This window comes from Streptomyces milbemycinicus, from assembly GCF_002154605.1.
Taxonomy (GTDB): Bacteria; Actinomycetota; Actinomycetes; order Streptomycetales; family Streptomycetaceae; genus Streptomyces; species Streptomyces milbemycinicus.
Genome location: NZ_MUNE01000710.1, coordinates 1 through 8,883, shown reverse-complemented (window position 1 = coordinate 8,883; position 8,883 = coordinate 1). Strand labels below are relative to the sequence as shown.

At 70.6% G+C, this 8,883-nt stretch carries 5 protein-coding genes and 1 pseudogene; 5 read left to right on the top strand and 1 reads right to left on the bottom strand.

Annotated elements, in window-relative coordinates; translation table 11 throughout:
• Positions 1-28 precede the first annotated feature (28 nt).
• From CCN51_RS43725 to CCN51_RS43705, 5 genes and pseudogenes are all read left to right on the top strand, one after another.
• Entirely contained in the window at positions 29-820 is a 792-nt protein-coding gene (locus tag CCN51_RS43725) for an ABC transporter permease (RefSeq protein ID WP_086860841.1), read from the top strand.
• Between the two features lie 227 nt (positions 821-1,047).
• Positions 1,048-3,268 (top strand): annotated as a pseudogene (locus tag CCN51_RS43720) (MMPL family transporter).
• 5 nt (positions 3,269-3,273) lie between these two features.
• Entirely contained in the window at positions 3,274-4,494 is a 1,221-nt protein-coding gene (locus tag CCN51_RS43715; protein WP_193383727.1) for a sensor histidine kinase, read from the top strand.
• A complete protein-coding gene (locus CCN51_RS43710) occupies positions 4,491-5,129 on the top strand; it encodes a response regulator (RefSeq protein WP_014177405.1) in 639 nt (212 codons plus the stop codon). The genes CCN51_RS43715 and CCN51_RS43710 overlap by 4 nt, the downstream gene beginning before the upstream one ends.
• Positions 5,130-5,237: 108 nt before the next feature.
• Positions 5,238-7,604: a WD40 repeat domain-containing protein gene (locus tag CCN51_RS43705; RefSeq protein WP_014177406.1), complete on the top strand. Its 2,367-nt coding sequence runs from the start codon at positions 5,238-5,240 to the stop codon at positions 7,602-7,604.
• A gap of 192 nt (positions 7,605-7,796) precedes the next feature.
• Here the strand turns inward: CCN51_RS43705 and CCN51_RS43700 are convergent.
• The coding region (locus CCN51_RS43700; protein ID WP_107426226.1) for a M64 family metallopeptidase at positions 7,797-8,883 on the bottom strand (1,087 nt) is incomplete at its 5' end.

Below are 8,883 nucleotides of genomic sequence, written 5' to 3'. Positions count from 1 at the left end.
AGCCCACCCAGCCCAAGGAGACCGTCCGATGAGCTCGCTTTCCCTCGCCGTACGCGACTCCGCCACCATGCTGCGGCGCAACCTCCTGCACGCGCGCCGCTATCCCTCCCTGACCCTGAACCTCCTGCTCACCCCGATCATGCTGCTCCTGCTCTTCGTCTACATCTTCGGCGACACCATGAGCGCGGGCATCGGCGGCGGTGGCGCCGACCGCTCCGACTACATCGCCTACCTCGTCCCGGGCCTGCTGCTGATGACCATCGGCAGCACCACCATCGGCACCGCGGTCTCCGTCTCCAACGACATGACCGAAGGCATCATCGCCCGTTTCCGCACCATGGCGATCCACCGCGGCTCCGTGCTCATCGGACACGTCATCGGCAGCGTGTTGCAAGCGGTCATCAGTGTGGTTCTCGTCGGCGCCGTCGGCGTGGCCATCGGCTTCCGCTCCACGGATGCCACCGCCCTGGAATGGATCGCCGCCTTCGGACTCCTCGCACTCTTCGCCCTGGCACTCACCTGGATCGCGGTCGGCATGGGCATGGTCAGCCCCAGCGCCGAAGCGGCCAGCAACAACGCCATGCCGCTGATCTTCCTCCCGCTCATCTCCAGCACCTTCGTCCCCGTCGACGCCATGCCCGGCTGGTTCCAGCCGATCGCCGAGTACCAGCCCTTCACCCCCACCATCGAAACCATCCGCGGACTGCTCCTCGGCACCGACATCGGCAACAACTGGTGGATCAGCATCGCCTGGTGCCTGGGCCTGGCCGCCCTCGGCTACCGCTGGTCGAAGGCGGTGTTCAACCGCGACCCCAAATAACCACCCGGACCACATCCTCCCAAGGCGGCGTACACCGACACCACGTCGGCTTACGCCGCCCCGTTCGTGTGCAAGGCAGCGGTGGCGTAGCCCAGCCAACGGGCGAGCAGGCCGGTGGGCAAGCATGCGGGGGATATCCCCCTCCCTCAGGTCCACCGATCGGTGGACGGCAGGTTCAACCTGACACCTCTGTCCGCCAAACCCCCTGCTCAGCAAAGCTTTCAGGCATGAACTCACTCACTGTGCGGGTGGCCCGCTGGAGCGCGCGCCACCCCTGGCGGGCGGTCGTCGGATGGTTTGTGTTCGTGGCGCTGTGCCTGGTCATCGGCGGGGCCGTCGGCATCAACAGCGCCAAGACGGCGGACTACCGCGTCGGCGAGGCGGGGCGGGCCGAGGCCATGGCGGCCGAGGGGCATCTGGAGCGCCGGTCCGCCGAGCAGGTGTTGATCTCCGCCCGGTCCGGCGCCCTCGACAGCCGGGCCGATGAGCGGGCCGCCGAGGCGGCCGCGCGGGGACCTCACGGCGCGGATGAAGCGACTGCCCGAGGTCGCGGGCGTGGCCGCGCCGCTGTGGTCCCGCGACGGCCGAATCCTCATGGTCGAGGTGGCCATCAAGGGCGAGGAGCTGGACGCGGACGCCAAGGTCGGCGCGCTGGTCGCGCAGACCGAGGCCGTGCAGAAGTCCCATCCGCGGCTGCTGCTCGAGGAGACTGGAAGTCCCTCCACCAGCAAGGGGGTCGACCAGCAGCGCAACGACGACCTGGCGCTGTCCGAGAAGATCACGCTTCCGGTCACGCTGATCACGCTGCTGATCGCCTTCGGCTCGGTCGTCATGGCCATCGTGCCGCTGCTGCTCGCCCTGTCGTCGATCGCGGCGGCGATCGGCCTGTCGATGGTGGTCTCGCACCTGTCCCCCGACGTCGGGGTCGGCACGAACGTCATCCTGATGATCGGCCTCGCGGTCGGCGTCGACTACACGCTCTTCTACCTCAAGCGGGAGCGCGAGGAGCGGGCCCGCGGCGGGGGCCGGTTGAGCGCCGAGGCGCTGGTGGAGTTGGCGGCGGCCACCTCGGGGCATGCGGTGGTGATATCGGGGCTGGCGGTCGTCGCCTCCACCGCGACGCTGTATCTGGCCTCCGACGTGATCTTCTCCTCGCTCGCCACCGGCACCATCGTGGTCGTCCTGGTCGCCGTGGCCAGCTCCCTGACGGCGCTGCCCGCACTGCTGGTCGTACTCGGCAAGCGGGCGGAACGCAGGGCACGGCGCCGGGCGGAGCGCGGTAAGCCGGCCCGGCGGGCGCGTGGCGAGGGCGGCGGCCGGATCTGGGCGGCGCTGCTGCGGCCCGCCGCCCGGCATCCCCTGGCCACGCTCTGCGTCTCGGTCCTCGCGCTGCTCGCCCTCGTCCTTCCGCTGACGGGGCTGAAGATCACGGAGATGAGCCGGGACACCCACTCCCGCGAGATCCCCGCGATGCGGGTGTACGACCGTCTCAACGAGGCGTTTCCCGAGCAGAGGGTCACGCACGACGTCGTCGTACGCGCCGACGCCTCGCGCACCCGCGAGGTCACCGGGGCGCTGCGCGCCCTTGCCGGGCGGGCCGACCGGGATCCGCTGTTCGCCGACGGCTCGCGGATCGTGACGTCGGCCGACCACCGGATCAGCGTCCTGCGGCTGAAGGTGCCGTATCTCGGCAACTCCCGTCAGGCCAAGACATCCCTGGACCATCTGCGCCACGACTATCTGCCCGCCACCGTCGGCCGGATCGCGGGCGCGGAGTACGGGGTCAGCGGTGACGTCGCCCGCTACGCCGACTATCCCGCCCACCAGAACTCCAAACTGCCCCTGGTGATCGGCGCGTTGCTGCTGGTGACGTTCGCGATGACCGTGTACGCCTTCCGTTCCGTGGTGCTCGGCCTGATCGGTGTCGTACTGAACCTGCTGTCGGCCGCGGCCGCGCTCGGGCTGCTCGTCCTCGTCTTCCAGAGCACCTGGGCCGAGGGGCTGCTGGACTTCCACTCCACCGGCTCGATCGGGTCGCGCGTCCCGCTCTTCCTCTTTGTGATCCTCTTCGGGCTCTCCATGGACTACCAGGTGTTCGTGGTCAGCCGGATCAGGGAGGCCGTGCTCACCGGCGTCCCCACGCGGCAGGCGGTGCTGGATGGGCTCCGTACCTCGGCGAGCGTGGTCACCAGCGCGGCGGTCGTGATGACGACCGTGTTCGTGAGCTTCGTCTTCCTGCACATCATCGAGATGAAGCAGATCGGTTTCGTGCTGGCGGCGGCCGTGCTGCTGGACGCCTTCGTCGTACGGATCATGGTTCTGCCCTCGGCCCTGCTGCTGCTCGGCGAGGCGACCTGGTGGCCGTCGCGGACGGGGCGGGCTGGGCGACGGGCCGCGGCCGTATCGGACAGGGCGGCCCATGAACAGCCGGTGGTCGACGTACGTTGATCGGTATGACTGCTCTCGCCGGACCCTCCGCCGACGCCTTCTGGGCCGCGTCGCTGCGCCGCTGGAACGCGGTGTGCTGGGTGCTGTTCGCGGCGATGGCCGTCGGGCTCGCCGCGACGGACCGGCCCGGCGGGAGCAGATACGGGGCGCTGGCGCTGCTCGGCTGTGTGGTGCTGTGCTACGCGCTCCTGGACCGCTTCCCCGACAACCCCGTCGTACGGCCGCACGTCTATCTGTCCGTACTGGTGCTCGCGCTCGGCGGGATCGCGTATCTGCGCAGCAGCTATGCGGCGCTGTTCATGGTGACGCTGCCGCACTACTGGATGTTCGGGCGGACCCCCAGGGCCTCCATGGGGTTCCTGGGCCTGGCGACCGCCGCGACGCTGGCGGGGACCTGGTCCCGGCAGGGCTGGTCGCTGGAGTTCTTCAGCGAGACGCTGGTGTCCACCCTGATCGTGGTGGCCGTGGGGGTCCTGATCGGTCTGTGGGCACACTCGGTGGTCGCCCAAAGCACCGAACGGGCCCGGCTGATCGTCGAACTGGAGCGGACCCAGGCGGAGCTGTCCGAGGCGCATCAGCGCCAGGGGGCGGCGGACGAACGGGAGCGGATGGCGCGGGACATCCACGACACCCTCGCGCAGGGCTTCGCCTCGATCGTCGTGCTCGCGGAGGCGGCCCGGGCCGGGCTCGCCGCCGATCCGGCGCGCAGCGCCCAGCAGCTGCGCTCGATCGAGTCGACGGCGCGCGAGAACCTGGCCGAGGCGCGGGAGCTGGTGGGCTCGGCGCAGCGGCAGGACGGCGCGGCGGCCGGCTCCGTGGCGCGGACGCTGCGCCGTATCCTCGACCGCTTCGCGGAGGACACGGGGCTCACGGTGGCCGCCGACCTGGCGGACGTCGGATGCGACCAGCAGACCCGGATCGCGCTGCTGCGCTGCACCCAGGAGTCCCTGGCCAACGTCCGCAAACACGCGCGGGCGTCCACGGTCGGGGTGATCCTGGCCCGTCGGCCGTACGGGGTGGAGCTGGAGGTCACCGACGACGGCACCGGTTTCGTCCCGGAGGAGTCGGCGGGGTTCGGGCTCGACGGGATGCGTAAACGCCTGGCGGAACTGGGCGGCCGGCTGACGGTCACCAGCTCGGTCGGCGACGGCACACGGATCCTGGCGGTGATTCCGCTGGAGACACATGGCGAAGCGCGCGACAAGGGCAGCGAGGGGATGGGATGACCTGCGAACGGGTTCGGGTGATCGTGGTGGACGACCACACCGTGATGCGGGCGGGCGTGGTCGCCCTGCTCGCCGGTGAGGACGGCATCGAGATCGTCGGGGAGGCGGGGGACGGCAGGGCGGCCCTCGAACTCGTCGAGCGGTACGACCCCGATGTCGCGCTCGTCGATCTGCGGATGCCGGTGCTCGACGGTGTGGGGGCGACCGCCGAAATCGTCGCCCGGCATCCGCGCACCCGGGTCCTGATCCTGACGACGTACGACACCGACCAGGACATCGAGCGCGGTGTGGAGGCAGGCGCCATCGGCTATCTCCTCAAGGACACCACCCGCGAACAGCTCGCCGACGCGATCCGCTCGGCGGCGCGCGGCGAGACCGTCCTCGCGCCGCGGGTGGCCGAGAAGCTGATCGCGCGTATGCGCCGCCCGGTCCAGGACCCGCTGACGGCGCGCGAGACCGATGTACTCAACGCCGTGGCGGACGGCCTGACCAACGCCGAGATCGGCAAACGCCTCGTCATCACGGAGGCCACGGTCAAGACCCATCTCCTGCGCCTGTTCGCCAAACTCGATGTGAACGACCGGACGCGCGCGGTGGTGGTGGCCCTGGAGCGGGGGCTGCTGCGGCGGCCCTAGGGTCTGCCGCTGCCTGCCGTATCGGACAAGACGGTTTACCGGGCGGGCTGTCGGACGCTTCTGTGACCATGGTCCGGACTCCCGAAGTCCCCTGCTGTGGAAGGTCCGATGGCCACCGATCTGTACGGCATCCGCATACTCGACGTCGCTCCCGACGAGTTGCGCGTCCGGTTCCGCGTCTTCGTCGTGTACTACGACACCGAAAGCCGGACCCACGCACCGCTGCCCGACGATCCGAGCTTCTTCTTCTCGCTGCTGTGGGAGGCGGCGAACCGCCTGCCGCTCACCTCGCTCCACCCGCTGCGGATGGTCGGCGTCGACAAGGTCCTGGACGGTGAGTGGGTCGCCGCGCACACCCATCGGTACGTCCGGCGAATCGAGCGGACAGCCACCCGCAACCACCCCGTGGCCGAGGCCGATTGGCAGCGCCTCAACGACTTCTACTACGAGCGTGACGGCCGCTGGAAGGACGAGGAGCTGCTTGCACAGGCCGACTACGACGTCGAGGTCACCGACGCCCGCTGGCTGGGGTCGCTGAGCCCCGGCCATGGCTGGGCGACCGCCTCCTACCCGACCACGGCCGACCAGGTGCTGGAGGCGGACGCGCCCACGGTGCTGGACCTGCGGCGTCCCGCGGTGACGCTCGGCCCGTTCGGCGACGAGGAGAGCGACGAGGGCACCCCCAGCGATCTGGCCTTCTCGGACGACGGGCGGTATCTCGCGGTCACCAGCCAGGCGTGTGAGCTGGTGGTGTTCCGCACCGACGACTGGAGCGAGCAGGTCCGCGTCCCCTTCAGCTCCCTGTGGGGCCAGGACATCCAGTGGGTGCCCGGCACCCACCGGATCACCAAGCGCGTCCGATGGGGCGGCGGCGACACGGACGACGACGCCCCGACCCGTGCCTACGACGTCGACAGCGGCGCCGAGGTGGATATCCCTCCGCAGCCGCGAGAGGCCCGCTCGCGCACCGGCCGCTACCGGGCCGACGGCGGCTTCGGCCGCTATCGCGCCGATGGCGGCTACGGCGGCTTCACCGGTTTCGGCGGCTGGGTCGACGTACTGTGCTCGTCCGGCGCATCGCCCCGCCGGCTGCACCTTCCGCGCGGGAAGGAGTCGGTCGGAAGCGTCTCCTTCACCGGCGACGAGACCCGGATGTTCGTCGCCCAGGGGAGCGATGTGCACATCCTGGACCCGGAGACCGGCCGCGTCCTGACCACGCTCGCCGGAATCAAGTCCGATGCGACCGTCCGGCCGGACGGGGCCTATCTGGTGGCCGGCGGCGGGAAGGGCCCGGCCGAGGACGAATTCGACGGAGACGAGCGGATCGATTTGTGGCGGGTCTCCGACGGCGCGCTGCTCATGCGCTGCCGGTCCGGCGGCGACACCCTCCCCGCCATGGCCTGGTCGCCGGACGGCAGCATGCTCGCGGTCTCGGTGATCACCGGATACCAGGGGTACGGAGGCGAGTTCCGGATCTACCGCGCCGGGGCGCCCGTCGAGCCCCCGGAGGAGACGCGGCTGACGCTCGAAGAGCTGCGCAGGCTCGCCGAGGACGCCTCGAGCAGGGATGACGCCCTCTTCCTGTACGACCAGCTGATCGAGCGCGAAGAGGACCCCGCGGCCGTCGGCAGGGCGTACCGGAAGAAGGGCGACCGCCTGGGGCAGCGGCAAGGCGGCCTGCGCGATGCCGCCGAGGCGTACCGGCGGGCGATCGAGGCCGGCGGATCGACGAACGCCATGCACGCGTCCTCCTCCCTCGCCTCGGTGCTGTACACCCTGAAGGACTTCGACGGCGCCGTGGAGGCCGCCCGAACGGCCCACCGCATCGCCGCCGCCCGCGATCTCGGCCAGAAGAAGAACCGCACCTCCCTGGCCCAATTCGTGATGCGCCTCGGCGACATGCTGCGCACCCGCGGCGGCGACGGCGACGGCGAGGAAGCCCGCGCCGCCTATCAGCAGGCACTCGACCTCGGCGTCAAAAACCCCGCCTGGGCCACCCTCGGCCTCGGCTGGACGGCCCACAACCTGGGGGAGGACGAGACCTCCGAGACGCATCTGCTGCGCGCGGTGGAGCTGGCCGGAAGCGATCTCCGCACCCGGGGCTACGCCGCCATGTTGCTCGGCCATGTCGCCAAGGGCCGCCGCGATCTGCACGGCGCGCTCAAGTGGTACCAGATGGCGTTCAAGGCCGACGGCATCCACCGGCCGCTTGCCACCGGCCATCTCGGCGAGCTGCACTACTGGCTGGGCGACCGCGACGGAGCCCGCATCTGGTACGAGCGGCTGCTGGAGGCCACCCATGAGCCCGAGCTGATCGCCGAGGGCGCCTTCAGGCTCGGTGAGATGGCCGCCGAGGACGGTGACCGCGGGCGCGCGGGCGAGCTGCTGGAACGGGCCGCCGCCACCGGAAGCGGGGAGTTCGCCGAACGGGCCCGGGAGCTGCTGCGCGGGCTGTCGGCGGACCAAGGTCGATGACGTGGTGACCCTGGGTTCCCCAGCCTCCCGCTCGATGTCCTGATCCACAGCCGGCCGTGGGTGCGCGAGGAGCCGCCGCTGCGGCCCTACGCGCGCTGACCGGGCAGGAGCGCGGAAGGGAAGCGCGGAAAAGAAGCCGCCCCGCGGCGGGGGTCCACGGGGCGGCAGCTGGGGGGTGGCGGCGGTGAGCGGCTAGGAGGCGGCGACCTTCCAGGTGCGGGAGGCGGTCAGCTTCTTCTGCAGGGCGGGGTCCTTGACCGCCTTGGTGTTGTCCGTGGCCTTGGCGGTGATGGTGTGCGCACTGCCGTCGGCGGTGATGCCGAGGGAGGCCGGGGTGACCGAGCTCTTGCCGCGCGCGGCGGTGACCTCGGTGCCGTCCACGGACCAGGTGATCGACGCGGAGGCCGGGAAGGTGACCTTGATGGTCGCGTCGCGCTTGACGGCGGTGCTCGTACCGGTGGTGCTGGCGAGCACGCTGGCGTGCTGGTAGAAGCCCGCGATCATCGCCTCCCGGCCGGGGGAGCTGAACTCCCGGCCGAGGGTGCGCATGATCGAGTTCTCGGTGGGGCGGTTGATGCCCTTGGGGTAGTAGCGCCCGCCCTCGTACGCGCCGACCGTGCCCCCGTCGGGCGAGGTCTGGCCGATCCAGCGGTACCACTTCTTCTGCTGCGAGGTCATCTGCGCCGCGGTCAGCTTGGTGGCGTTGGACTCGCCGGGCTCGGCGCCGGTGTAGGTGCCGTAGTCGTCGTAGAAGTACTCGTCGGCCAGCTTGCCGAGGGAGTGGCCGGTCTCATGGACGGCCACCTGGTCGGAGTCGGCGTGGTCGGAGGAGGCGGTGGCGATGCCGTCGTAGCCGACCTGCGAGGTGAGGGTGTAGCCGGCGCCGCCGTACTTGGTGGAGTTGGAGAGCACGACGACCAGGTCGGCGTCGGGGGCCTTGGCGGCGTACGACTCGACCTTGGCGGTGTCGACGCACAGCAGCCGCTCGATGTCGTCGCACCAGAAGTACGACTTCAGCGCGGTGTCCTTGACGACGTCCTTGCCCGGGTCGCCGGAGACGCCCGACTGGTTGGAGACCGCGTCCACCGACCAGACGTTGAACAGCTCCTTGTAGGAGGCGTACGGCTCGACGGCGGACATCTGCTCCCACTTGGACCGCAGGTCGGCGTGGAAGTCGCCCTGCTGGGCGGAGGTGTAGCCGTCGCCGATGAAGACGACGTCGAGCTTGTCGGCCACCGGTCCGGTCTGAATGACCGCGCTGACGTCGCCGTCGGCCGCC